21 protein-coding genes and 1 pseudogene are annotated in these 24,387 nt (G+C 72.1%); 10 read left to right on the top strand and 12 right to left on the bottom strand.

Annotated elements, in window-relative coordinates:
• Nucleotides 1-26 precede the first annotated feature (26 nt).
• The 3 genes from GUY59_RS05945 to GUY59_RS05935 form a co-directional block, all read right to left on the bottom strand.
• A complete protein-coding gene (locus GUY59_RS05945; RefSeq protein ID WP_236666877.1) occupies nt 27-689 on the bottom strand; it encodes a lysophospholipid acyltransferase family protein in 663 nt (220 codons plus the stop codon).
• A gap of 253 nt (nt 690-942) precedes the next feature.
• Entirely contained in the window at nt 943-1,539 is a 597-nt protein-coding gene (locus GUY59_RS05940; protein WP_132333447.1) for an NUDIX hydrolase, read from the bottom strand.
• 70 nt (nt 1,540-1,609) lie between these two features.
• Nucleotides 1,610-1,918, bottom strand: a complete 309-nt coding sequence (locus tag GUY59_RS05935; RefSeq protein WP_201760545.1) for a hypothetical protein — start codon at nt 1,916-1,918, stop codon at nt 1,610-1,612.
• A gap of 160 nt (nt 1,919-2,078) precedes the next feature.
• Here GUY59_RS05935 and GUY59_RS05930 point away from each other — a divergent pair, with 160 nt between their 5' ends.
• Both GUY59_RS05930 and GUY59_RS05925 read left to right on the top strand, forming a co-directional pair.
• Complete coding sequence (locus GUY59_RS05930; protein ID WP_252375115.1) at nt 2,079-2,588, top strand: AraC family transcriptional regulator; 510 nt, start codon at nt 2,079-2,081, stop codon at nt 2,586-2,588.
• Between the two features lie 219 nt (nt 2,589-2,807).
• Nucleotides 2,808-4,421: a SulP family inorganic anion transporter gene (locus tag GUY59_RS05925; protein WP_138204785.1), complete on the top strand. Its 1,614-nt coding sequence runs from the start codon at nt 2,808-2,810 to the stop codon at nt 4,419-4,421.
• A gap of 28 nt (nt 4,422-4,449) precedes the next feature.
• On the opposite strand, the gene GUY59_RS05920 is transcribed toward GUY59_RS05925, so the two are convergent.
• The 3 genes from GUY59_RS05920 to GUY59_RS05910 are packed head-to-tail and all read right to left on the bottom strand — an operon-like array spanning nt 4,450 to nt 8,363.
• Nucleotides 4,450-5,421 (bottom strand): tyrosine-type recombinase/integrase, encoded by a 972-nt coding sequence (locus GUY59_RS05920; protein WP_138204760.1) that lies wholly within the window; start codon nt 5,419-5,421, stop codon nt 4,450-4,452.
• Nucleotides 5,422-5,471: 50 nt separating this feature from the next.
• Complete coding sequence (locus GUY59_RS05915; protein ID WP_138204762.1) at nt 5,472-7,127, bottom strand: acetolactate synthase large subunit; 1,656 nt, start codon at nt 7,125-7,127, stop codon at nt 5,472-5,474.
• Between the two features lie 57 nt (nt 7,128-7,184).
• Complete coding sequence (locus GUY59_RS05910; RefSeq protein WP_138204764.1) at nt 7,185-8,363, bottom strand: cysteine desulfurase-like protein; 1,179 nt, start codon at nt 8,361-8,363, stop codon at nt 7,185-7,187.
• Nucleotides 8,364-8,576: 213 nt separating this feature from the next.
• Between GUY59_RS05910 and GUY59_RS05905 the strand changes: the two genes are divergently transcribed.
• Together GUY59_RS05905 and GUY59_RS05900 are read left to right on the top strand one after the other, a co-directional pair.
• Nucleotides 8,577-10,007, top strand: a complete 1,431-nt coding sequence (locus tag GUY59_RS05905) for a WS/DGAT/MGAT family O-acyltransferase (RefSeq protein WP_138204766.1) — start codon at nt 8,577-8,579, stop codon at nt 10,005-10,007.
• 16 nt (nt 10,008-10,023) lie between these two features.
• Nucleotides 10,024-11,160: a winged helix DNA-binding domain-containing protein gene (locus GUY59_RS05900; RefSeq protein WP_138204768.1), complete on the top strand. Its 1,137-nt coding sequence runs from the start codon at nt 10,024-10,026 to the stop codon at nt 11,158-11,160.
• Here GUY59_RS05900 and GUY59_RS05895 read toward each other — a convergent pair.
• Both GUY59_RS05895 and GUY59_RS05890 read right to left on the bottom strand, forming a co-directional pair.
• The gene (locus GUY59_RS05895) at nt 11,144-11,647 is read right to left on the bottom strand and encodes a GNAT family N-acetyltransferase (RefSeq protein WP_138204770.1); all 504 of its coding nucleotides are present in this window, start codon (nt 11,645-11,647) and stop codon (nt 11,144-11,146) included. The two genes, GUY59_RS05900 and GUY59_RS05895, sit on opposite strands and share 17 nt — an antisense overlap.
• A gap of 112 nt (nt 11,648-11,759) precedes the next feature.
• Entirely contained in the window at nt 11,760-12,416 is a 657-nt protein-coding gene (locus GUY59_RS05890) for a TetR/AcrR family transcriptional regulator (RefSeq protein WP_138204772.1), read from the bottom strand.
• 199 nt (nt 12,417-12,615) lie between these two features.
• Between GUY59_RS05890 and GUY59_RS05885 the strand changes: the two are divergent.
• The 6 genes and pseudogenes from GUY59_RS05885 to GUY59_RS05860 form a co-directional block, all read left to right on the top strand.
• Nucleotides 12,616-13,518: pseudogene (locus GUY59_RS05885) on the top strand (RNA polymerase sigma factor); the annotation flags it as partial.
• Between the two features lie 111 nt (nt 13,519-13,629).
• Nucleotides 13,630-14,400 (top strand): class I SAM-dependent methyltransferase, encoded by a 771-nt coding sequence (locus GUY59_RS05880; protein ID WP_132333462.1) that lies wholly within the window; start codon nt 13,630-13,632, stop codon nt 14,398-14,400.
• Between the two features lie 60 nt (nt 14,401-14,460).
• Complete coding sequence (gene add / locus GUY59_RS05875; RefSeq protein ID WP_138204774.1) at nt 14,461-15,408, top strand: adenosine deaminase; 948 nt, start codon at nt 14,461-14,463, stop codon at nt 15,406-15,408.
• Nucleotides 15,405-16,271 (top strand): TIGR02569 family protein, encoded by an 867-nt coding sequence (locus GUY59_RS05870; protein ID WP_201760544.1) that lies wholly within the window; start codon nt 15,405-15,407, stop codon nt 16,269-16,271. The genes add and GUY59_RS05870 overlap by 4 nt, the downstream gene beginning before the upstream one ends.
• Nucleotides 16,272-16,356: 85 nt before the next feature.
• Nucleotides 16,357-16,767 (top strand): VOC family protein, encoded by a 411-nt coding sequence (locus GUY59_RS05865; protein WP_138204776.1) that lies wholly within the window; start codon nt 16,357-16,359, stop codon nt 16,765-16,767.
• 224 nt (nt 16,768-16,991) lie between these two features.
• The gene (locus tag GUY59_RS05860; protein ID WP_138205486.1) at nt 16,992-17,711 is read left to right on the top strand and encodes a class I SAM-dependent methyltransferase; all 720 of its coding nucleotides are present in this window, start codon (nt 16,992-16,994) and stop codon (nt 17,709-17,711) included.
• A gap of 13 nt (nt 17,712-17,724) precedes the next feature.
• Here GUY59_RS05860 and GUY59_RS05855 read toward each other — a convergent pair whose 3' ends face one another.
• Genes GUY59_RS05855 through GUY59_RS05840 form a run of 4 tightly spaced genes read right to left on the bottom strand, consistent with a single transcriptional unit; the run spans nt 17,725 to nt 24,081 of the window.
• Complete coding sequence (locus tag GUY59_RS05855) at nt 17,725-19,746, bottom strand: beta-galactosidase (protein WP_236666876.1); 2,022 nt, start codon at nt 19,744-19,746, stop codon at nt 17,725-17,727.
• 14 nt (nt 19,747-19,760) lie between these two features.
• A complete protein-coding gene (locus GUY59_RS05850) occupies nt 19,761-20,687 on the bottom strand; it encodes a PmoA family protein (protein WP_138205458.1) in 927 nt (308 codons plus the stop codon).
• Nucleotides 20,687-21,775, bottom strand: coding sequence for a Gfo/Idh/MocA family protein (locus GUY59_RS05845; protein ID WP_138205460.1), 1,089 nt, complete (start codon nt 21,773-21,775; stop codon nt 20,687-20,689). Before GUY59_RS05845 ends, GUY59_RS05850 begins: the two co-directional genes overlap by 1 nt.
• Nucleotides 21,772-24,081 carry a beta-glucosidase family protein gene (locus GUY59_RS05840; protein ID WP_138205462.1) on the bottom strand — a complete coding sequence of 770 codons (2,310 nt, stop codon included), beginning with the start codon at nt 24,079-24,081 and terminating at the stop codon, nt 21,772-21,774. Before GUY59_RS05840 ends, GUY59_RS05845 begins: the two co-directional genes overlap by 4 nt.
• Between the last annotated feature and the right edge of the window lie 306 nt (nt 24,082-24,387).

The raw sequence follows: 24,387 nt of genomic DNA, 5'->3' as shown, positions 1-24,387 counted from the left end.
CTGGTTTCGATGCCGGACGGTCCGGCTCATGGTGTGCCGTTGGCGGCGGCCTTGAGGCTCGACGCGTACGCCGGCACGTATTCCTGCCCCGACAACTTCTGGATGGCCGCCATGATCTCATCGGTCACCCGGCGGCGGTCACGTGCTTTGGTGTGGTCGCCGTCGAAGCGCATGGGCGCCCCGATGGCGATGCCGATCCGCGCCGGCCTCGGCACCGAGGTCCCGGGCGGCAGCACCCTCTCGGTGCCGCTGAGCGCCACGGGCAGCACGGGGGCGCCCGTCTTGAGCGTCAGCCAGGCCACGCCGACCTTGCCGCGGTAGAGGCGGCCGTCGGGGGAGCGGGTGCCCTCGGGATGGATGCCGAACAGCTCTCCCCGCTCCAGCAGCGCGGCGGCCTCGTCGAGCATGACCTGGGCGGCGTGCGCGCTCTCGCGGTCGATCGGCAGGCTCCCGCCCAGCCGCATGAAGAATCCTGAGACCGGGTTGCCGTCGAAGTATTCGTTCTTGGCGGTGAACGTCACGTGCCGCGGCAGCAGCGCGGGCAGCAGGAACGAGTCGAGCACCGACAGGTGGTTGGCGGCCAGGATCGCGGGCCCGCTCCTCGGCACGTGCGCCGCGCCGGTGACATGCGGCCTGCACATCGCGTGTGCCAGTGGCGCGGCGGCGAACTTGACCACTTCGTACAGCAACGAGCTCTCCTGCGATCATCGGGCGGTCAGCCACCCCACCATAAAGCAGGCGCCCCGCCGGTGGGCGGGACGCCTGGAAAAGCTGTTAAGGCCGATGTGGCGGTCGCCTCCTCGGCGAGATGCACAACACGGCTCCAGCCGAACGGTATTCCGTGAAGGCGGTAATTTGCGGCCCGGGGGACACAGACCACATCGGCCTTTCGATGCTAACGGACATCCGGCGCCGCATATTCCATACGCCCCAAAGAATCGGTCACGTTCGGGTCCAGTGTGGTTGCGCAACGTCGAAGACCCGCTGTTCACGGCCACGCAGCGCCACCTCGGCGAACTGCCACAAAATCGCACCGGTCGGCGCGTGGATCACGATCGAGGGGCCCAGCGGCATCTGCAGCAGCCTGCCCTTCCAACGCGGCACCCCCGGCGCCAGGAATCGCTCCAGCGGCACCGCGTGCACAGAGGCCACCTCGCGGGGGTCGGCCACCGGCTCCTGCCGCCCGCCGAAGGCCACCACCGGCGTGATCACGAACCCGGAGTCGGTGACGAAGTCGTCGAGCAGCCCGGCCACCTCGACCCCGGTGACGCCGGTCTCCTCGGCCAGTTCGCGCAGCGCCGCGTCCACCGGCCGCTCGCCGTCGTCGAGCCGCCCGCCGGGCAGTGCCCACTGCCCGGGGTTGCGGCCGTGCGGCGCCCGCCTGATCAGGATCGTGTACGGGTGGCGCTCGGCGTCCTCCAGCACGCACACGGTGACGGCGGCCCTGCGCACCCCGCCGACCGGCGGCACCTGCCTGCGGTCGAAGGCGGCCAGATGGGCGATGATCTGCTCGCGCAGCACGTCAATGGGCGACAGCACGCCACCAGGATCTCACGGCGCGTGTGAGGCGCGCGGGACCGCGGCCGAGGGGCAGGGGACGTCGCCGGCGTCAGGCGTACGAGCCGCTCACGACCAGGTAGCCGAGCACGAAGCCGACGATCATCCCCACTCCGCCGGCGACGGCGGCCCACTTGCCCAGGGACTCGCCGCGCGAGTGCCCGACGATGCCCAGCACGATGCCGGCCAGGCCGAACACGATCGGGATGAACAGCACGGCCACCGCGGCGCAGACGAAGCCGATGATCGACAGCACCTGGTCGGTCGGCCGCCGCTGCTGGGGCGGCTGTGGGTAGGGCGGCGGCTGGGACCATCCGGCAGGGGGTCCGTCGCCGTGGGGCGGGTCAGGGGGAGCGGTCACTGCGCTGCCTCCTCTCCGAGGCCTGAACCACATCACACCTCGGAGAGGAGGCTCTGTCGAGCCGGTGAACCGGAACGGTCACCTTTCGGCAGAGCTGGAGGATGCTGGGGCCGCTCCGCCTGCGCGGGGTGTTCAGGAGCCGCTGGACGGCCCGCGCGCCGTGGGGCGTGGACGGGCCGTCTTCCCGCACGGCGCCGGGCACCGGCTGGGCGAAGCGCCGGGCAGTCCGGCCGTACCGCTGGACACGCGGCTCCCCGGGCGGGAGCCGGGCCTGATGCGCCGGGTGTCGATCGACGGCCCCGGACCGCTGAGCGCCGTGCTGTGCGGCGGGCTGCACTACGACGCGGCCGCCGCGTCCCCGCTCTACCGCGCGCAGCCGTGGACGGTGGAGCCGCTGGCCGAGGAGTCGGGCTTGTCGCGCTCGGCGTTCGCGGCGGCCTTCCGCGACCTCGCCGGCGAGGCGCCGATGCGGCACCTGGCCGCCCGCAGGATGCAGGCGGCCGCGCGGCTGCTCGCCGGGAGCGCCCTCCCGCACAGCCGGATCGCGCGGCGCGTCGGCTATCAGTCGACGGTTGGATTTCACCTGGCTTTCAAGCAATGGCATGGTTTGACGCCCGGCGAATTCCGCAAGAACGCTGACGTCCTCGCAGGTGAGAATGGTTTCTGGTAGATATCATGACCGCCCCTTGACCTTGTGCGGCGTCGAGGCGATGCGGGATGTCGCGAGCGGGGGTCTTACCTGAAAGGACTGATCTGTGAGCGGATTCCCCCTGCCCATCGTCGGCTACGGAAACAGGTCGGACGGTGACGGTCGGTGACCGGCGGAGTGTGGTCCCGCGGATGGGCGCGGGCGCGTTCCGTCCTGCCCGAGCGCGCCGCGCTGGCCGCCATGGGCCGCAGCCCCCGTCGTGATCTGCTCGCCGGCCTCACGGTGGCCATCGTGGCGCTGCCGCTGGCGCTCGGGTTCGGCATCTCCTCAGGAGCCGGCGCGGCGGCGGGCCTGGCCACCGCCGTGGTCGCCGGAGGGCTGGCCGCGCTGTTCGGCGGGTCCGGCGTGCAGGTGACCGGGCCGACCGGGGCGATGACGGTGGTGCTCGTGCCGATCATTCACGCGTACGGCATGCCAGGCGTGCTGACGGTCGGCCTGATGTCCGGCGTGCTGCTGATCGCCTTGGCCCTGTCGCGTGCGGGCAGGTACATCGCCCTCGTGCCCGCCCCCGTCGTGGCGGGTTTCACCGTCGGCATCGCCCTCGTCATCGGCCTGCAGCAGATCCCCCACGCCCTCGGCGTGCCCGCCGAGGGCGGTGAGACCGTCGTCGTCGTCGCCTGGCAGGCCCTGGCGCAGTTCCTCGCGGAACCTCACTGGTGGGCCATGTGCGTCACCGTGGCGGTCGCCGCGGTGCTCATCGTGGGCGCGAGCCTGCGGCCCGCCGTGCCGTTCTCGCTGCCGGCCGTGGCCGCCGCCACCGTCGTCGCCGAGCTGGCCGAGCTGCCGCTGGCCAGGATCGGCGACCTGCCGGCCGGGCTGCCCGCGCCGTCGCTGGAGTTCCTCGACCCCGGGACGCTGCCGTCCCTCGTCGCGCCCGCCGTCGCGGTGGCCGCCCTGGCGGCGCTGTCGACCCTGCTGTCGGCCGCCGTCGCCGACGGCATGAGCGGCGCCCACCGGCACGACCCCGACAGGGAGCTGTTCGGCCAGGGCCTGGCCAACCTCGTCGCCCCGCTGTTCGGCGGGATCCCCGCCACGGGCGCGATCGCCCGCACCGTGGTCAACGTCCGGGCGGGCGCCCGGTCGCGGCTGGCGGCGCTGGCGCACGCGGCCGTCCTCGCCCTCATCGTCTACTGCGCGGCCGGGCTCGTGTCGGGCATCCCGCTGGCCGCGCTGGCCGGCGTGCTGGTCGCCACGGCGATCCGCATGGTGGAGGTCGGGGCGCTCAGGGCCATGGTCCGCTCCACCCGCGGCGACGCCGTGGTCCTCGTGCTGACCGCCGTCGCCACGCTCGCGCTCGACCTGGTGGTGGCCGTCGTCCTCGGCCTGGTCGTGGCCGGGGCGCTGGCCCTGCGGGCCGTCGCCAGGAACGCGCGCCTGCACCAGGAGCCGCTCCGCCGCGACCTGCACCCCGTGGACGAGCACGCCCTGCTCACCGAGCACATCGTCACCTACCGCCTCGACGGGCCGCTGTTCTTCGCGGCGGCCCACCGCTTCCTGCTGGCCCTCTCCGAGGTGAGCGGCGTGTCCGTGGTGGTGCTGCGCATGTCCCGCGTCACCACCATCGACGCCAGCGGGGCGCTCGCCCTCGCCGACGCCATCGAACAGCTCGAGCGCCGCGGCATCATGGTGTACGTCTCCGGCATCCCCGACCGGCACCACCAGCCGCTGGAGGCAATCGGGGTGGCCGGCCGCCTGACCCGCGCCGGCCAGGTCTTCCGCACGACCGGCGAGGCCATCACGGCCGCCCGCGACCGCCTCCACCACACCGGTGTCCTGCCCGGCCTGGCCGGCTGACCCCGCCCACGGTCGCGCGGGCCGCCGGTCAGCCGAGCGGGCGGGCGGGGGGCAGGCGAAGGCGGTCAACGGCGTCGCGGCGGGTCTTCTCCGGGCGGCGGTCGTAGCGGGCCGTCGTGGCGGGGGAGGAGTGGCCCACCAGTGCCTGGGCCGTCGCCAGGTCCACCCCGGCGTCCAGCAGCTCGCCGATGAACGTACGGCGGAAATCGTGGGCCGTGCGCCGGGACGCGCCCGCCTCCCCGAAGCGGCGGGTCAGGATGTCGGCGATGCCCTGCCCGGTCAGCCGCACCGGCCGGCCGTCGCGCCGCCGCAAGGTGCCGTACTTGCTGATCGGGCTGAACAGCGCGCCTGGAGCGGTGCCGCGGATCGCGAGCCACCGCTCGACCAGCCCGATCGCCTCCGCCGTCAGATAGACCAGCCGTTCCTTGTCGCGTTTGCCGCGCACCCGCAGCGACCGGGCGCCGGGATCGTAGTCAGCGAGGGCCAGACCGGACAGCTCGGCCCGGCGGCAGCCGGTGGAGTAAAGGACGGCGATCAGCGCCGCGTCGCGCACCCCGGCGGGGGAGTCGTCGCATGCCGACAGGGCCGCCCCGACCACTTCGGGCGGCACGTGGTGGCCCGTGGGCAGGCGGCTCTGGCGTACGGGGGCGAGGTCGGAGGCGCGGGCGAAGTCTTCGGCGCTGGTCTGCCCGAGCCGCCAGGCCTCCTTCAGCACCCGTCGCAACGCCACCAGGTGCTTGTTGACGTACGCCGCCGACCAGCCCTGGTCGGTGAGCATCGTGCGGATGCGGACAGTGTGCTCGTAACGCAGCAGGTGCCACGGCTGGCCCGCGCCCGTGGCGCTGTCGTCGCCGGTGAGCAGCCGGGCCAGCCGGTCGAGGCAGCCGCGCATGGTCCGGCGCGACTCGGGGCTGGTGAGCGAGTCGAGATAGACATGGTAGGGGTCGCGCGCCGGCTCGACCGGCGGCGCGGCGGCTTCGGACACGGCGGGCAGGCTCACCGGGCCGATCTTACGGCCCCGCGACCCGTCCCAGGTGGCGTCGTGGGCCCTCAGAAGGGGCCGGTGAGCTCACCCAGCTTGTCGGTCAGCTGCAGGTTGGCCGCGTAGTCGACGGGCGCCGCGATCACCGACACGACGTCGTCGGCCAGCGCCTTGCGCAGCGTGGGCAGCAGCTCGGCGGCGCTGGTCACGCGGTAGCCGCGGGCTCCGAAGCTCTCGGCGTAGGCGACGAAGTCGGGGTTGCCGAACGCGACATGGGAGTCGCGCCCGAGCTCCAGATCCATCTTCCACTCGATCAGCCCGTAGGCGTCGTCCACCCACACCAGCACCACGAACGGGATCCGCTCCCGCACGGCGGTCTCCAGCTCCTGGGAGTTCATCAGGAACGCCCCGTCGCCGGTCGCCGCCAGCACCCTGCGCTCGGGACGGGCCAGCTTGGCCGCCAGCGCGCCCGGCACCGCGAAGCCCATGGACGACAGCCCGTTGGAGACCAGCATCGTGTTGGGCTCGTAGGTCGGGTACATGCGGGCCATCCACATCTTCACCGCGCCGGTGTCGGCCAGCACGATGTCGTCGCGGCCCATGGCCTCGCGGATGTCGGCCACGATCCGGCGCGGGGACAGCGGGAATGCACTCTCGGAACGCCCCTGCGCGAGCTCCTCGGCGAGCATGCTGCGAATCTTCTCGCCGGTGCCGTTCGTCTCGAACCGGCGTTGTACCGCGTCGCCGAGCGCGTCCAGCGAGCGTGAGACGTCGCCGTGCACCCCGACCGCCACGGGGTAGTGGTCGTCCACCTCGGCCGGGAACCGGTGAATGTGGATGATCTCCTTGTCGCGCAACGGGTTGATCTTGACGGGGTCGAACTCCTGCAGCTCGTACCCGACGCTGATGAGCACGTCGGCCTCATCGAAGCCGAAGTTCACGTAGTCGTGGCGCATGAACCCCACCGCGCCCAGCGCGTGCCGGTGGTCGTCGGGGAAGACACCCTTGCCGTTGAACGTGGTCGCCACCGGCAGCCCGAGCCGTTCGGAGAAGCGCACCAGCGCCTGCGAGGCGCCCGCCCTGGTCGCGCCGTGGCCGGCCAGCACGACGGGCCTGCGGGCGCCCTCCAGCACCTCGGCGGCGCGGGCGATCTGGGAGGCCGAGGGGTCCTGCGGGCGTACGACGTTGACCGGGAGCGGCGCCAGCCCCTCGGGGATCGGCGCCGACTCGACGTCCTCGGGGATCGCCAGGTAGACGGCGCCGGGCCGCTCGGTCCGCGCGGTCTTGAACGCCTTGCGGATCATCTCGGGCAGCGCCTGCGGTGACGGCGCCAGCTCGGCCCACTTGGTGATCGGCCTGAACAGCGAGACCAGGTCGACCACCTGGTGCGACTCCTTGTAGATGCGGTCGAGGCCCACCTGGGCGGTGATCGCCACCACCGGCGTGCTGTTGGTGGTGGCGTCGGCCACGCCGAGCTGCAGGTTGATCGCGCCGGGGCCGAGCGTGGCCGACGCCACGCCGGGCTTGCTGGTCAGCCTGCCGTAGATCTCCGCCATGAACGCCGCGGCCTGCTCGTGACGTACGAGGACGTAACGGATGGACGAGTCGTGGAGGGCGTCGACGAAGTGGATGTTCTCCTCGCCGGGGATGCCGAAGACGTATTCGACGCCTTCCGCCTCCAGAGCCTGAACGATCAGCCGGGCGGCGACGGCCTGCCGGGACATGGGAAACGCCTCTTTCCATCGAAGACTGCGTCTCTCACAGCACGGATGAGCCCCGGTTCATTCCAGCCTGGCCACCCCTTCGAGCAGCCGGTCGACGTCGGAGCGGTCGTTGTAGTGCACCAGGCCCGCCCGCACCGCGCCGCCCGAGTCGCGGATGCCGAGCACGCCGGTCAGCTCCCAGGCGTAGTTGTGGCCGTTCCAGACGTTCACGCCGAGTTTGGCCAGGTGCTCGGCCACTCGTCGCGGGGTGTGCCCGGCCACGTTGAAGTAGGCGGTGGCGGTGCGCCTGGCGGGCTTGCCGTACACCGTGACGTGCGGCATCGTCTCCAGCCCCTCGATCAGCACCTGGAACAGGGCCAGCTCGTGCTCCTCGGCCGCGGCCATCGAGGTGAGCAGGCGCTCGCGGCGGCTGCCCGTGCCGGGGACCATGGCGGCCATGTGGTCCACGGCCGCGGTCACCCCGTCCAGGTCGGCGAACGCGGCCGTGCCCGTCTCGAACCGCTCCGGCACCGTGTCGGGCGCGGAGGCCAGCTTGTCCGGTCTGATGCTCTCCAGCAGCGCCGGGTCGGCCACCACGGCGCCGACGTGCGGGCCCGACCACTTGTACGCGCTGGTGGCGTAGAAGTCGGCGCCCATCGCGCGCATGTCCACGGGGCCGTGCGGGGTGGCGTGCACGCCGTCAACGTACGTCAGCGCGCCCGCCCGGTGCGCCAGCTCCGCGATGGCGGCCACGTCGGGGCGGGTGCCGAGGATGTTGCTGGCCGCCGTCACCGCCACGACCTTGGTGCGCTCGCCGATGAGGCTCTCGTACTGCTCGACCGGCAGCTCCCCGGTGACCGGGTCCACCTCGGCCCAGCGTACGGTGGCGCCGGTCTGGGCCCAGGGGCGCACGTTGGCGTCGTGGTCGAGTCTGGACAGCACGACCTCGTCGCCGGGGCCGGCGATGGCTCTGGCCAGGCGGTAGGTGAGCGTGGTCATGTTCGGGCCGAGGATGACGCCGTCCGGGTGGCCGCCGACCAGGTCGGCCAGCGCGGCGCGGCAGGCGGCGACGATGGCGTCGGAGCGGTGGCTGGCCGGGAAGGCGCCGCCGACGTTGCCGATCCCGGTCCGGTATGCGGTGGAGATGGCGTCGATCACCGATTGCGGCGTTTGCGTGCCTGCGGCTCCGTCAAGATAGGCGTAGCCGTCGGAGAGTGCGGGATAGGTGGCGCGTACCGTATTAATAGGGAAAGGCATGGTATGTAGATGCTCATCCTCGGAGGCCTCAATCGTGCCGTGCCGACGCGCCAGCACCTTCTTGCCCTGTCATGCGAAGAACGCACCGACGTGCGGGTGGGGCCTCAAGCGGGTCACGCCGGGTAGGGAGCGGGAGCACGGGAGGTTCGCGGAGCTCATGGGAAGGGAGCCGGACGGCGTGCCGAGGCACCGGTCCGGGCGGAGGTGTGACGGATGCCCCAGCTGACCGCCCTGGACGCGCAGTTCCTCCACTTCGAGACGGCCACCAACGTCGCCAACATCGCGGGACTGGCCATCCTCGACGGCGACCTGAACCGCGCCGACCTGCAGGACCTTCTCGAACAGCGGCTCCCGTACGTGCCCGCGCTGCGCCGCAAGCTGGCCCCGGTGCCGCTCGGGCTCGACCACCCGTACTGGATCCAGGAGGACGACCTCGACCTCGACTACCACGTGCGCGAGATCGGCCTGCCACCCCCGGGCGACGAGCGGCAGCTCGCCGAGCAGGTCTCGCGGCTGCACGCCCGCCGCCTCGACCGGCGCCGGCCGCTGTGGGAGATCTACCTCGTCCACGGGCTGGCCGGCGGCCGCATGGGCCTCTACACCAAGATCCATCACGCGGCCGTGGACGGCGTGGGCGGCGCCGACGTGCTGGCCGCGCTGCTCGACACCGGCCCCCGGCCCGCGCCGCCGCCCGAGGCCGAGCCCGAACGCGACTCCCCGCCTCCCGGGCAGGCGGAGATGCTGGTGCGCGGCCTGGCCAGGCTGGCCGGCAACCCCGCCCACGCCGTGCGGTTCGCGTCCATGGCCGTCCCCTACCTGGACGAGATCCCCGTCGTGTCCTCCCTGCCCGGCGCCCGGTTCGTCTCCGGGCTGGCCCGTACGCTGGCCGGCGCCCGGCAGGTCCCCGACCTGCCGACGTTGCCCGCGCCCAGGACCCCCTTCAGCGGTCCCGTGTCGGAGCACCGGCGCTTCGCGTACGTGTCGCTGCCGTTGGACGAGCTCAAGAGGGTGCGCAAGGCGTTCGGCGTCACCGTCAACGACGTGGTCATGGCCGTGTGCGCGGGAGCGCTGCGCAGGTGGCTGGCCGCGCACGGAGGCGTCCCCGCCCAGCCGCTGGTGGCGGGGGTGCCGTTCTCGCTGCGGGACGCGGGCGCCGAGGGGCCGGGCAACCAGGTGACGATCATGACGGCCCCGCTGGCCGTGCACGTCGCCGACCCCGCCGAGCGGCTGCAGCACGTACGGCAGGCCATGCGGCGGCTCAAGGACCGCTTCTCGCCGGCGTCCGCGCGGTGGCTGCGCGAGTTCAGCGAGTCGATGCCCGCCGCGCTCATGGGACTGGCCTCACGCTCGGCGTTCGCGCTGCTCGGACAGGCCGCCCCGCCGATCAACCTGATCGTCTCCAACGTGCCGGGACCGCAGTTCCCCCTGTACGTGTGCGGCGCCCGGCTGCTGCACCACTATCCGGTTTCGGTCATCTCGGACGTGAGCGGCGGCGTCAACATCACCGCCTTCTCCTACGACGGCTCACTCGACATCGGCGTCATCACCGACCGCGCGATGGTGCCCGACGCCTGGGAACTCGCCGGGCACCTGCGCGACGCCCTCAGCGAGCTGCGCAACGCGGAAGCAGACGTGCCGCAATAGCGCCTACGGTCGGCCCATGATCCTGAACCGCCGGGTGCTCAACCGCACCACGCTCGACCGCCAGCTCCTGCTCCGCCGGGCCGCCCTGTCGCCGGCCGAGGCCATCGAACGGCTCGTCGCGGTGCAGGGGCAGGAGATCGACGCGCCGTACCTCGGATTGTGGACGCGCCTGGCCGCCTTCACCCAGGACGACCTGTCCTGCCTGCTGTACGGCAGGCAGGTGGTGCGGGGATCGCTGCTGCGCGGCACCCAGCACCTGGCGCTGGCGGGCGACTACGCCTGGATCCGCCCGCTGACCCAGGTGATCCTCACCCGGGCCAGGCAGGCCTCCTTCGGACGCGCGACCCAGGGGGTGGATCTGGAGGAGCTGGCGGAGCTCACCCGCGAGCACCTGGCCGGGCGCACGCTCACCCGTCCCCAGCTCCGCGACCTGCTGCTGCGGCGCTGGCCCGAGGCCGACCCGACGGCCCTGGGCTGGTCGGCGCAGGCGATGGTGCCGATCGTGCACACGCCGCCCAACGGGATCTGGGGGCGGCGCGGCGCCACGCCGTTCAGGCTGGCCGAGGAGTGGCTGGGCCGGCCGCTGGAGACGGCGCCGCCCGTGGAGCGGCTGGTGGCGCGCTATCTGGCGGCGTACGGGCCGGCGAGCGTACGGGACGTGCAGCGGTGGTCGGGGCTGACGCGGCTGAAGGAGGTCGTGGAGGCGATGCCGTCGCTGCGGACCTATCAGGACACCGACGGCCGCGTCCTCTACGACCTTCCCGACGCCCCGCTCGCCGCGGAGGACGTGCCCGCGCCCGTACGGTTCCTGCCGTGGTTCGACAACCTCGTCGTCGCCTTCGACGACCGCCGCCGCATGATGACCGCCGAGCAGCAGAAGGCCGTGTGCGTGGGCGCCGTCGTCCACCCCACCTTCCTGGTCAAGGGGACCGTGGGCGGCATGTGGGCCCTCAAGAACGGCGTGCTGACGGTCGAGCCCTTCCACCCGCTGGCCGACGACGTGATGGGGGAGCTCGCCGACGAGGCAACCCGTCTGATGGCGTTCGCCGGCGCCGAACAGGGGAGCGTCACCTACGCGGGAGCACTGTCGCCGATCCGCCGTCACGCTCACCGGCCGGCGGGCGTCGCGCCAGAGGTCAGCGGGCGGTGGTGAAGGAGATCCACACGTCGGGTGGAGCGTCGGGCCGGGCCGGGACGGGCCGGCGTTCCTCGGTCCAGGCGTCGCCGGCGGCGTGGGTGGCGACGCGCCGCCAGAACGCGGCGGCCGCCGCGTTGGCGTCCTGGAAGGCGATCTCCCAGGGGCCGGGGTGCCGTGAGATCACCTCGCGTACGACGGTCGTCCCGATCCCGGAACGGCGCGCGCCGCGCACCACGAAGAAGCTGTTCAACACCCGGGCGGGGCCGGACAGCGCGCGCACCAGAGCGAACCCGAGCGGACGGTCGCCGCTGGTGAACAGGTAGGCCGCCCAGTCGTCGTCCTCGATCGCCGAACGCAGCCGTCCGCTGTGGTAGGTGGCGTCGGGGCTGGGCAGCCCGCCCTGGAACTCCGCCATGTCGTGGCGGAACATCAGCCAGAGCCGTTCGAGGGCGGGATGGTCGGCGGCGCAGACGGGCCGCACGGTCGCATGAAGACAAGTCATACAAGCAGCTTCCGGCCGGGAGCAACCTCCGGCCGGGAAGGTAAAACTAGCATGCGCGGCTCGGATGGCGGGCATGGCGCCCGCACTCCGTCCGCCAGGAGGGGCCGCGCGCTCAGCGGACGGCGTAGCCGCCGATCGCGGGTTCGAGGAGGTCGAAGACGCGCCGCGCGGCCTGGGCGAGCGCCGCGGCGACCGCGTCCTCGTCCTGCCCGGCCAGCACGCGGCTCTGCAACTCGCGGAAGAGCAGCCGGTCGGCCGCCGCCAGCTGCGCCGCGACCGCCCGCGCGACGACCGCGCGGCCTTCGGCGTCGTCCTCGGCCGAGCTTTCCCCGCACTCGGCGGCGAGCAGCCTGGCGAGGGCCTCTTCCCGTTGGCCGTGCAGGTCGCGCAGCCGGGCGACGAGGGTCGGGCTGTCGGCGATCATCCGGGCGAAGTCGCGCCCGGTGAAGCCGATGACGGGGTCACGCTGCTCCAGCGCCTGCGCATATGCTCGACGTACCGCGCCCAGCGCCGACTCCCCAGGTGGGCGCCGGGCGACCGCCTCGGCCAGGCCCGCCGCGAACGCCTCGTGGTGGTCCAGGGCTAGATCCTCTTTACGGGGGAAGTAATTCGTGACGGTCATCTTGGCCACCCTGGCGGCGCCGGCGATGTCGGCGATCGTCGTGCGGTCGAAGCCACGTTTCAGGAACAGTTGGGTAGCGTGGTCAGAGATGGCCTGCCTGGTCTCGCGCTTCTTCTGTTCCCTCAAACCCAAGGTGTCGATGCTCATAGCCGCAGTCTCCCACAGATTTTTAGGTTGGACCCACATTTAGGTTGACCCAAAAGAAGTATGAACCTAATGTTGGGCGCGGCCTAAGTTTGGGTTGCCGTCCATCCTGCCCAACGCGAGCGAGGAGAGTGTTTTGTCCCAAGCAGCAGAGGTTCTCGAGCTGGACGAAGGCGTCCCTGACGGTGGCACCGCCCTCGGCGCCGACTCGGTCAAGACCTACCTGAAGGAGATCGGGCGGGTGCCACTGCTCACCGCCGAGCAGGAGATCGAGCTGGCCAAGCGCATCGAGGCCGGGCTGTTCGCCAGAGAGCGGCTCGACACCGAGCCCGGCCTTCCCGCCGAGCTCCGCGCCGATCTGGAGTGGATCGCCGACGACGGCATGCGGGCGAAGCAGCGCATGCTGGAGGCCAACCTGCGGCTGGTCGTGTCCATCGCCAAGCGCTACACCGGCCGCGGCATGCTCTTCCTCGACCTGATCCAGGAGGGCAACCTCGGCCTGATCCGCACGATCGAGAAGTTCGACTACCGGCTCGGCTACAAGTTCTCCACCTACGCCACGTGGTGGATCAAGCAGGCGATCACCCGCGCCATGGCCGACCAGGCCCGCACGATCCGCATCCCGGTGCACATGGTGGAGCTGATCAACAAGGTGGCGCGGGTGCAGCGGCGCCTGCAGAGCGACCTCGGCCGCGAACCCACGCCCGAGGAGATCGCCAAGGAGAGCGAGCTCGAGGTGAGCCGCGTCATCGAGGTCCAGGGCTACGGCCGCGAGCCCATCTCGCTGCACACGCCGCTGGGGGAGGAGGGCGACAGCGAGTTCGGCGACCTCATCGAGGACACCGAGGCCGTCTCCCCGGCCGACGCGGTGTCGTTCACCCTGCTCCAGCAGCAGCTGCACGCCCTGCTCGACCAGCTCAGCGAGCGCGAGGCGGGCGTGATCAGCATGCGCTACGGCCTGGCCGACGGCAAGCCGCGCACGCTCGACGAGATCGGCCGCGTCTACGGCGTGACCAGGGAGCGCATCCGGCAGATCGAGGCCAAGACGATGTCCAAGCTGCGCCATCCGTCCCGCTCGCTGGCGCTGCGCGACTACCTGAGCTGACCGTCCGACCTGGCGCACGAGAGCCGCGGAGAGAAAGGCTGCGCAAACGGGAACTCAAGACTGTCGCCACAGCCCCTTGGATATCGCTGTGAGTGACCTAGATTCCCAGGCGTGAAACGCTCCCGTTCGAGCCTCGTCCACCAAGTGACGTACGCGTTCAAGAACCCGCGCAAGATTCTGCCCCACCTGAGGCGGCTCGCCCGCGACACCTGGTTCAGGCTGCGTACACGCGACCATGTCGCCTACTACCGTGCCGTCATGAAGTCCGACACCGCGCGAGACCCCGAGGGCGCGGTCGGCTCCCACACACATCGACGGTGGCTGGCGCTGGGCCGTATGCAGTTCGACTACCTCGTCGAGCACGGGCTGAAGCCCGAGTGCCGGATGCTGGAGATCGGCTGCGGCAACCTCCGGGCCGGTCACCTGTTCATCGGCTACCTGCACACCGGCAACTACTACGGCATCGACATCTCGCCCGACATCCTCATGGCGGCCCAGGACACCATCGCCGAGCACGGGCTGGGCGACAAGCTGCCGCACCTGACCCCCGTACGCGACCTGCGCTTCGCGTTCCTGCCCGACGAGCACTTCGACGTGGTACACGCGCACAGCGTCTTCTCCCACTCGCCGCTCGACGTGATCGAGGAGTGTTTCGCCCACGTCGGGCGGGTCATGAAACCCGGCGGATGGTTCGACTTCACCTTCGACCGCACCGAAGGCAAGGAGCACCAGGTGCTGCGGGAGGACTTCTACTACCGCACCGAGACCCTGATCGCGCTGGCGTCCAAGTACGGACTGCAGGCGAGATTCATGGACGACTGGGAACGCCTGCCGCACAAGCAGTCGAAGATCCGCGTCACCCGGCCGGCCGACGCCCTCTAGCAGGCGCACGGCCGGAAAACGACGTGCGTGCGAGGGGCGCTCACGCCTACCCTGTGGCGCGTGAAAGACGTCCGTACGCTGCCCAAAGCCCACTTGCACGTTCACCTGGAAAGCACAGTCCGCCCGGAGACCGTTCGCGACCTGGGCGGCACGCCGGGGAACGGCGGCATGTTCCGCGACTTCAGGGAGTTCGCCGACCAGCGGGCGCGGGTGCGCGGGCTGCTGCGCACGGCCGAGCACTTCCGGCGCCTCGCGGTGGAGTTCTGCGAGGACGAAGCCGCGCAGGGCACCCGCTACGCCGAGGTGACCTTCACCGCCGCCTCCCACGGGGAGCGGGTGGGAGAACCGGCGATGCCGCTGGAGGCGGTGCTCGACGGGCTGCGGGAGGGCCGGGCCCGCCACGGCGTCGAGTGCCGGGTGCTGCTCGACCACTCCAGGCGACGGCCGGTGAAGCGGCTGTGGCGCACCTACGAACTGGCCACCCGCTACGACGACGTGATCGGCATGGGGCTGGCGGGCGACGAGCGGCACCCGCTGGCGCCGTTCGCCGAGGTGCTCGACGCGGCCAGGGACGCGGGCCTCCACCTCGTCCACCACGCGGGCGAGTCGGCCGGCGCGGCCAGCATCCGCGAAGCCCTCGACGTGGGGCACGCCGAGCGCCTCGGGCACGGCATCCGGGTCCTCGACGACGAGAGCCTCGTGGCCGAGGTGCGCGAACGCGGGATCCCGCTGGAGGTCTGCCCCACGTCCAACGTCCTGCTCGGGCTCGTCCCGTCGCCGCCCGAACACCCGTTGCCACGGCTGCGGGCGGCCGGGCTGGTCGTCACGATCAACACCGACGGGGAGACGGCGCTGGCCGGCGAGTACGCCGGGCTGCGCGACACCTTCGGCTGCACCGACGACGACCTCGCCGGCCTGGCCCGCGCGTCGATCGACGCGTCCTTCGCCCCCGACGCGGTGAAGGCCGAGCTCAAGGCCGGCGTCGAGACCTGGGCCACCGCCTCGTGACCGGCCACCAGCAGGACCCGTCCCCCGAGGCGACACCGAGCGGTTCCTCCGGCGACCCGGCGCCGGACCAGGGGACACCTGCCGGTCCTCCCGAAGAGGTCCTCGACGCGTACGGGGCCGAGGGGCGGCCGGTCTGGCTGGGCGGCGCCTGGAGGGTCGGTGACCTGGTCGTCAAGCAGGTGGAGTTCCTGCCGGAGACGTTGTGGCGGGCTGAGGTGCTGTCCGCGCTGCCCGGCTCGCCGGCGTTCCGCGTGGCCCGTCCCGTGCGGGCGTGCGACGGCGCGTGGACGGCGTACGGATGGGAGGCGGCCCGGCTCGTCCCGGGCGAGCCGGACGTGAGCAGGCAGGACGACGTGCTGAGGACCGGTGCCGCCTTTCACGAGGCGATCGCCCACCTGCCCAGGCCCGCGTTCCTGGACGTCCGTGAGGATCCCTGGTCCTACGGTGACCGCGTGGCGTGGGAGGAGCTTCCCGGCCCGTCCGGAGGAGCCGGGCTGCTCGAACCGCTCGTACGGGCCCGGCGCCCGGTGGAGCTTCCGTCCCAGGCGGTCCACGGCGACCTGCCCGGCAACGTGCTGTTCGAGGACGGCCTGCCACCGGCGATCATCGACTGGCCGGTCTACTGGCGTCCGCCGTCCTGGGCGGCGGCGGTCGCGGTCGTGGACGCGCTGTGCTGGTACGGCGCCTCGCCCGCACTGGCCGAACGGTGGGCACATCTCCCCGAATGGGGACAAATGATGATACGTGCGCTCATCTACCGGATCGTCACCCACGAAGCGCTGACCGGTCCCGCGGCGTGGACGCCGGAGCACCTGTCCGCCTACCGGCCGGTCGTCGACCTCGCCCTGTCGCAGGCACCCTGAACGATTGCAGCGCCGGGGCGCTCACCTGGCGGAGCGATCAGGAATCGAGAAGCGTGCGCCGCCGGCCATGCTTAGGGTGACGTGCATGAACGTCACCATTCACGCCAGTTTCCTGCCGCACGACGACCCGGAGGCGTCCCTGGTCTTCTACCGCGACGTCCTCGGTTTCGAGGTGCGCGACGACGTCGGCTACGACGGGATGCGCTGGATCACGGTCGGTCCCGCCGGCCAGCCCGGTACGTCCATCGTCCTGCAACCACCGGCGGCCGACCCGGGGATCACCGATGCCGAGCGCACCACCATCTCCGAGATGATGGCCAAGGGCACCTACGCCGGCATCCTGCTGGCCACCGACGACCTCGACGGTCTTTTCGCGCGGGCGGAGTCCCGTGGCGCGGAGGTCATGCAGGAGCCGATCGAGCAGCCGTTCGGGGTGCGCGACTGTGCCTTCCGGGATCCCGCCGGCACCATGGTCCGCGTCCAGGAGCTGCGCTGAACGCCGTGGGCGCCTCCGTCGCCGCGATCTCGCCCGCCGCCGGCGGCCCCGGTGAAGGGAAGGCCGTGTTCTGAGCGTGGCCGGCCGGGAGCGAGGTCAGAGCCCGTCGACCCTGCCGTGCGGCGGCCAGGGATATCACGCCCGCACGGGGACCACGACCGCATTTCGGGCTCCTGTGACGCTGCCGGCGAAAGGGGGTGGACCGGGGGGCGGACCGGGGATCAATGGTGTCATGGACGCGGCATACGACGAGATCGCCGGCTGGTACGAGCGGGAGTTGCTGCGCCGGGACACGGACGACCGGCTCGGCATCCGGCGTTCGATCCGCGGGTTGGTCGGTCGGGGGGAGCGGGCCGTGCCTGGATGCCGGATGCGGCACGGGCGCGTACGCGGGGCTGATCGGAGAGCTGGGGTGGACGCCGGTGGGCGCGGACCTGTCGGCGGGCATGTTGCGGTACGCGCGCCGGCTGCCGGTCGTACGCGCGGACGCGGGGTGGCTGCCGTTCCGCGACGGAGCCTTGTCGGCGGTCGTCTCGGTCATGGTCCACACCGACGACCAGGAGGCCGTGGTGATTCGTCCCGGCTACCTCGACCGGCACCGGACCACGGCGTCGTGGACGAACCAGGGGCTGCGCGACAAGGTGGGGGCGAGCCCACTGGCCGCTGCCCGAGCTGCTGCACGGATCTTCGCCGGCTCCGGGCTGACCACGATGTCGTGCTCGGGCAACCTGAGCCTCCCGGCCGGCGAGCGGCCGCTGCGGCTGTCCGACCGGACCGTGGGCATGCGGCCGCTCACACCCGAGCTGATGGCCGCGCTGGGCACGCCGGTCCCGGTGAGGGCCGAGCCCGCCCCCGACCGTACGCACGTGGTCGTGGCCGCCGTGACGGCGGCCACGACGCTGGCGCTGGGCGCCGCCGTCCGGCTGCGCCGGAGCGCGAGGTGACGCGGCCGGGCCGCTACCGCAGCGGCCGCTGGACCACCGCCGCGCCCAGCGGCCCCAGCTCCACCTGCCTCGCCACCGGCGTTCCCGTGAGCAGATCCGTCCCCGGCCCTTCGAGGGGGACGGACGCGCGGAGCTCTCCGCTGTGGTTGAGCAGAAACACGTACTCGTACGTCTCGTCACCCCGCACCGAGCACTCCACGTGCGCCGGCACACCCTCGAACCGCGACCGCACGCCCGCCGACTCGACGGCCTGCAGCACCACCGCGTCGAGCGCGGCCTGCTCCAGCAGCGTCGCGACGTAGACCACCCGCCCCGCGCCGTAGCGGTTCTCGACCACCGCGGCCCGCCCTTCGAGCAGCCCGTCGGCGTAGGTGGCCAGCGCCGTGCCGGTCTCCAGGTGGAGGTCGTCGCGCCACCAGGTCGACGTCGCCCGCCGCCCGTCCGCGAACTCCACGGTGAAGCTCTCGTGCGGGCGCGCCGGCCAGTACTCGTCGATCCTGGCGCCGATCAGCTCGCGGAACGCGCCGGGATACCCGTCCGGCCGCACCCGGTTGCAGTCATCCACCACGCCGGAGAAGAAGGACATGACGACCGTCCCGCCGTCGCGGGCGAAAGCCCGGATGCGCTCCGCGCCCTCGTCGCCGATCAGGTACGCGTTGGGCACCACCAGCACCTTGTACCCGTCCAAGGAGGACCCCGCCGGCACCACGTCCACCGCGTGGTGCCGCTCCCACAGCGGCGTGTAGTGCCGCATGACCGTGCCGGTGTAGCTGAAGTCGCCGCGGGGCAGGCCGTGCGTCTCCTCAAGACCCCACCAGCCGTCCCAGTCGAACAGCACCGCGATCCGCGCGCGCGAGGTCGTCCCCGCCACGGGCGCCAGCAGCCGCAGCTCCCGGCCGAGCTCGACGATTTCCTTGAACGTGCGCGAGCCGGGGCCCGAGTGCGGCACCATCGCCGAGTGGAAGCGCTCGTGCCCGCCCCGGCCGGCCCGCCACTGGAAGAACATCACCGAGTCGGACGCCCGCGACACCGCCTGCAGCGAGCCCAGCCGCATCCGTCCCGGCTCCTTGACGACGTTGAGCCTCCACTGGCAGACCGCGCTGCTCGCCTGCTCCATCAGCATCCACGGCTGACCGCCTTTGAGCGAGCGGAACAGGTCGTAGTTGAAGGCCGCCGAGACGTGCGAGTCGTCCTCGGCCGGATCGGGGTAGATGTCGAGCGCGACCGCGTCCTCCTCCGGCGCCCACCGCCAGTAGTCGGCATGGCGGTAGAAACGCATGAAGTTGGTCATCACCGGCACGTCATCGCGGAACGAGCGCACGATGTCCCGCTCGGCCAGATAACACTCCAGCAGCGCGTCGGAGGTGAAGCGCTTGAAGTCGAGCTTGCGGGCCGGGTTCATCCAGGTGCGGGGGATGCTCGGCACCTCGATCTGGTCCCAGTCGGTGTAGACCTGGCCCCAGAAGCGGGTGGTCCACGCGTCGTTCAGCGTGTCCAGGTCGCCGTACCTGCGCCGCAGCCACCGGCGGAAGCCGGCCGATGCGGCCTCGTTGTAGGCCGTCGGGCCGTACTCGTTGCTGATGTGCCACATCGCCAGCGCGGGATGGAAGGAGTACCGCTCGGCCAGCCTGGTCGTGATGCGGGCGGCGTACTCGCGGTAGATCGGCGACGACGGGTCGTAGTGCAGGCGGTTGCCGAAGCCGAACGGCTCCCCGTCGGCCATGATGGGGAACACCTCGGGGTGCAGGTGCGTGAGCCAGACGGGCGGCGCGGCCGTCGGCGTGGCCAGGTTGACGCTGATGCCGTGCTCGTGCAGCAGGTCCATGACGTCGTCCAGCCAGCCGAACTCGTACGTGCCCGGCTCGGGCTCCAGCGACGCCCACGCGAAGACGCCCAGGCTCACGGTGTTGACCCCGGCCTCGCGCATGAGACGGACGTCCTCCCGCCACACGGAGGGCTCCCACTGCTCGGGGTTGTAGTCGCCGCCGTAGGCGAACCCGCCGACGCGCCTGCGGAACGCTTCCATGCGAGTCATGTCAGGATCTCCGATCAGAGGAGCCGCGAGGTGACGCCGGCGGTGTCCGTGGCGACGCGGGCCGCGCCGTCCGGGCCGGTGTCGCCGTCGGCGACCGTGACCGCGTAGCGGAAGGCCAGCGACGCACCCGGCTCGACCGGCCGTACGACGTCGAAGAACGGCGCGGGGCACACGCACGCGAAGATCCCCGTGCGGACGAACCACCGGACCGGCTCCTCACCAGCGGGGCCGTCGTCGACGAACACCAGCGTCGAGCTCGCGTCCACCTCGTCGTGGTCGCCGGAGTAGGCCAGCCACGTGCCCCGCTCGCCCATCATCTCGTCGCCGCCGGAGCGCCCGTCCATGTAGACGCGCCCGTTGCTGAACGAGCGCGGCCCGCGCCAGAACAGCCCGCCGTACCCGGCGTTGGGCCGCCCCTCGGTGGTGGGGCTGCCGATCGGGACGGTGACGCCGGAGACGTTGGTGAACTCGGTGGTGTACGCCAGCGTCCACCCGTCCCGGCCGATCAGCGCGCCGAAGGAGCGCCGTTCGGTGAACCACGGCTCGCCGGTGCTCGCCACCCAGGTCAGCGACTCGCGCACGGCCATCCGGTCCTCGCCGCCGCTGATCTCGTCGAAGCCGTTGTGCACGATCGAGCCGTTGTTGTCCGCCTGCACGTAACCGCGGTCGCGGTAGTACGTGACGCCGCCCCAGAAGTTCTGGCTGCCCACGTTCGGCAGCGACCACGCGATGCCCTTGTGCCAGACGTGGTCCCACGGCCGGTAGAGCGACACCAGCCGGCCGGACAGCGTGCGCAGCGGGTGCAAGTAGGGGCGGGGCGACTCCAGCTGCCGGTCCCACGGGCCGTACACGTAACGGAACAGCTCGACGCCGCCGCTCGTGAGCGTCAGCGCGCGCCCGCGCTCGTCGGTGAGCCGCAGCCCGTCCACGGGTTCGGTCATCAGAGGTTCCCTTCGGTCGCGAGCCACGGGGCCTGGTGCCCGCCCATGGAGGTGTAGAACGGGGAGTCCTCGGTCAGCTCGCCGCGCGCCACCTCCCGGCCGGTGAAGGCGGAGGCGTAGACGGCGGCGATGAGCTCGAGGGTCGGGCGGGCCTGCGCCGTCGTGACCGGCATCGGCGCGCCGGAGCGGAGCGCCGCCCCGACCGCCGCGAACTGGGCCGAGTGGCCGGACGGCACGCCGGGCGGCAGCGCGTTCCAGCGGGACTCGGCGTCCGCGTCGCCGGGGGCCGGGGTGAAGCGCCAGGAGTCGTCGCCGTAGCCGTACAGGTGTTCCAGCTCGACCGTGCCGCCGGCCAGGTCGAGGCGCAGGTAGCTGGTCTCGCGGGCGGCCAGCAGGCTGTTGACGATCACCAGGGTGGCTCCCGAGGCGAGGGTCACCACCGCGGTCGAGAAGTCCTCCGTCCGGGTCGGCCGGGCCTTGCGGCCAGCCGTGGCGCGTACCGACTCCCACGGGCCGGCGAGGGACAGCATGAGGTCCATCTGGTGGATGCCGTGCCCCATGGTGGGCCCGCCGCCCTCCGACTCCCAGGTGCCGCGCCAGGGCACCGCGAAGTAGGAGTCGGGACGGAACCACAGCGTGTTGCAGAGCGCCAGGTGCAGCGGCCCGAGGTCGCCGCGGGCGATCACCTCACGCAGCGCGAGCGCGCGGGCGCCGAACCGGTGTTGCGAGACGGTGCCGAACGAGCCGGGGCCGCGCGCCTCGGCCGCGGCGATCTGGTCGAACTCCCGCAGCGACAGCGCCGGCGGCTTCTCGCACAACACCGACCAGCCCCGCTCCAGCACCGCCACGGCCTGGTCACGGTGCAGGCCGGGAGGCGAGCACAGGTGCACGACGTCGCACTCCGACCGTTCGAGCAGCTCCTCGACGCTCGTGTAACGCTCGGGCACGTCCCATTGTGCGGCGAACGCGTCCAGCCGGCCGGCGTCGACGTCCACGGCGGCGACGATCCGCGCCCCTTCGCCCAGCGCCGGCACGGCGGCGGCGTGAATGCCGGCGATGCCGCCGGCGCCGACGATCGCGACTCTCATGACGGCTGTCCCTTCTCGACCGACACGGCGCCCAGCCGCCGCTCTTCCCCGGTGATCTCGTGCACGGGCCCGGTCAGCAGCACGCTCACCTCGGCCACCACGTCCGCGGCCGATCGGCGCACCGACACGCCCACCTCGCCCGGCTCGACCACGCGCAGCCCGTCCCTGCCGGTGAAGGCCAGCAGCCGCGCGGGCACGTCGAAGCCCACCGTCGCGCTCTCGCCGGGCTCCAGCTCGACCCTGGCGTAGCCGACGAGCTGGGCGAGCGGCCGGGTGACCGAGGCGATCCGGTCGGAGGCGTACAGCTGGACGACCTCGGCGCCCGGCCGTTCGCCCGCGTTGCGCACGACGACCGAGCACCGGATCGGCTCCCCGGCCCGCACCCGCTCGTCGGCCCTCAGGCCCTCGTAGACGAAGCGGGTGTAGCTGAGCCCGTGCCCGAAGGCCAGCGCCGGGGCCGGGTCGATGTTGCTGACCGAGCCGGCCGCGCCCAGTTTGGGGTGCAGGTAGCTGTAGGGCTGGCCGGCGGTCGAGCGCGGCATGCTCATCGGCAGCCGGCCCGAGGGGTTCACCGCGCCGCTGAGCACCCGGGCGATGGCGCCCGCCCCTTCCTCGCCGGGGAAGTACGCCTGCACGACGGCGGCGGCGTCCCTGATGATCCGCGGCACCGCGTACGCGCGGCCCGTCATCAGCACGACCACGACCGGCGTGCCCGTGGCGATGACCGCGTCGGCCAGCTCCTGCTGCGCGCCGGGCAGGTCGAGCGTCTCCACGTCGCAGCCCTCGCCGGAGGTGCCCCTGCCGAACAGCCCCGACCGGTCCCCGAGCACGAGGATCGCGACGTCCGAACCGGCGGCCAGGCGGGCTGCGGCGGCGATCCCCGAGCGATCGCCGTCGTCCACCCCCGTGCCCCGCTCGACCTGGATCACGGCCTCCGGCAGCTCCTCCCGCAGCGCGTCGAGCACCGTGGGCGCCGCGATGCCGGTCTCCACGCCGGGGGAGTGCGGCAGCACGTGGTTGACGAAGGAGTAGCAGCCGAACAACGCCGCGACGCTGCCGGCGTTCGGGCCGAGGACCGCGACGCGCCTGCCCTCGGCCCGGCCGAGCGGCAGCACACCGTCGTTGGCGAGCAGCACGATCGACTCCTCGGCCAGGCGCCGCGCCAGGGCGCGGGAACCGGGGTCGTCGAGGTCGATCGGGCCCGGCCCGCTGGGCTCGTAGCCGTCGTCGAGCAGGCCGAGCGCCGCCTTCTGCGTCAGCACCCTGCGCAGCGCCCGGTCGACCAGCGACTCCGGGATCCGCCCAGAGGTCACGGCCCGCTTCAGCGGCTCCAGGTAGGCCACCCCGGTGGGCAGCTCGACGTCGATGCCCGCACTGAGCGCCTGCACGGCCGCGTCCTCGGCGTCGGTGGCCACGGCGTGCAGCGTGTGCAGGAAGGCCACGGCGAAGTAGTCGGCCACCACTGTGCCCTCGAAGCCCCACTCGTCGCGCAGGATCCGGGTGAGGTAGTGGGCGTCGGCGGCGATCGGGATGCCGTCGATCTCGGCGTAGGAGTTCATGACCGAGCCCGCCCGCGCGTCCCGCACGGCGACCTCGAAGGGGAACAGCAACGTGTCGGCCACCTCGCGGGGGCCCGCGTGCACGGGGGCGAGGTTGCGGCCCGCGCGGGAGTTGGAATATCCGACGAAGTGTTTGAGTGTGGCGATCACGCCCGTGGACTGCAGGCCGCGCACGTACGCCGCGCCGATGGTGGCGACCTCGTACGGGTCTTCGGACATGCACTCCTCGACCCGGCCCCACCGCTGGTCGCGGATCACGTCGAGCACCGGGGCCAGGCCCTGGTGCACGCCGAGCGCCCGCATGGAGGCCCCGATCCTGCGCCCCATCTCCTCCACGAGGGCGGGGTCGAACGTCGCGCCCCATGCGGGCGGCACGGGATAGGTCGTGGCCCGCCAGGCCGCCAGCCCGGTCAGGCACTCCTCGTGCGCGATGGCGGGGATGCCCAGCCGGGTGTGGTCGCGCAGCCAGCGCTGCATGTCGGCCAGTTCGGCGCCGGCCTGCGCGGGGTCCACGGGCGTGGTGCCGAAGTGGCGGGTGACGTGGCCGAGACCGTGGCGGGCGAACGCCTCGAACTCCTCCTCGTCGCCCTGCATCGCGTCCTGCAGCGGCGCGACGACGCCCTCTTCGCGGTTGACGTGGCGCCACAGGCCGACGAGCTGGGCGAGTTTCTCGTCGAGCGACATCTCCGCCAGGAGGTTTCCGGCCCGGAGCGCCGCCGCCTCCGGCTGCTCACCTTGTGCAGGCATACACCCTCGTTCGTGGGGATGGGATCTCCAACGGATGATAGCGCTAACAGGCGGTCGGCTCGATCGCGGCGTGCGCCCTGAACGCGCCTCGAAACGCTCCGAAAGTTTCCGGATAGCTTTCCGAAAAATTACGGTGACATTGCCGATGCGTTACGCTAGGCTCCGAGCTGCATCCATGTCAACAGCCTCAGGAGTCGGCGGCGGTCCGCTGATATCACCAGGTCAGCTGGCGGCATGACAGATATGGGCATTTTCCGAAAAATCCACCTCGCAGGTGCCGGCCGGACACCGGCACCCACGGCAACG

It is taken from the genome of Nonomuraea sp. K271 (assembly GCF_009908215.1).
Lineage (GTDB): Bacteria > Actinomycetota > Actinomycetes > Streptosporangiales > Streptosporangiaceae > Nonomuraea > Nonomuraea longispora.
The sequence above is the reverse complement of the archived record's forward strand: the minus strand, read 5'-3'. Positions and strand labels throughout refer to the sequence as shown.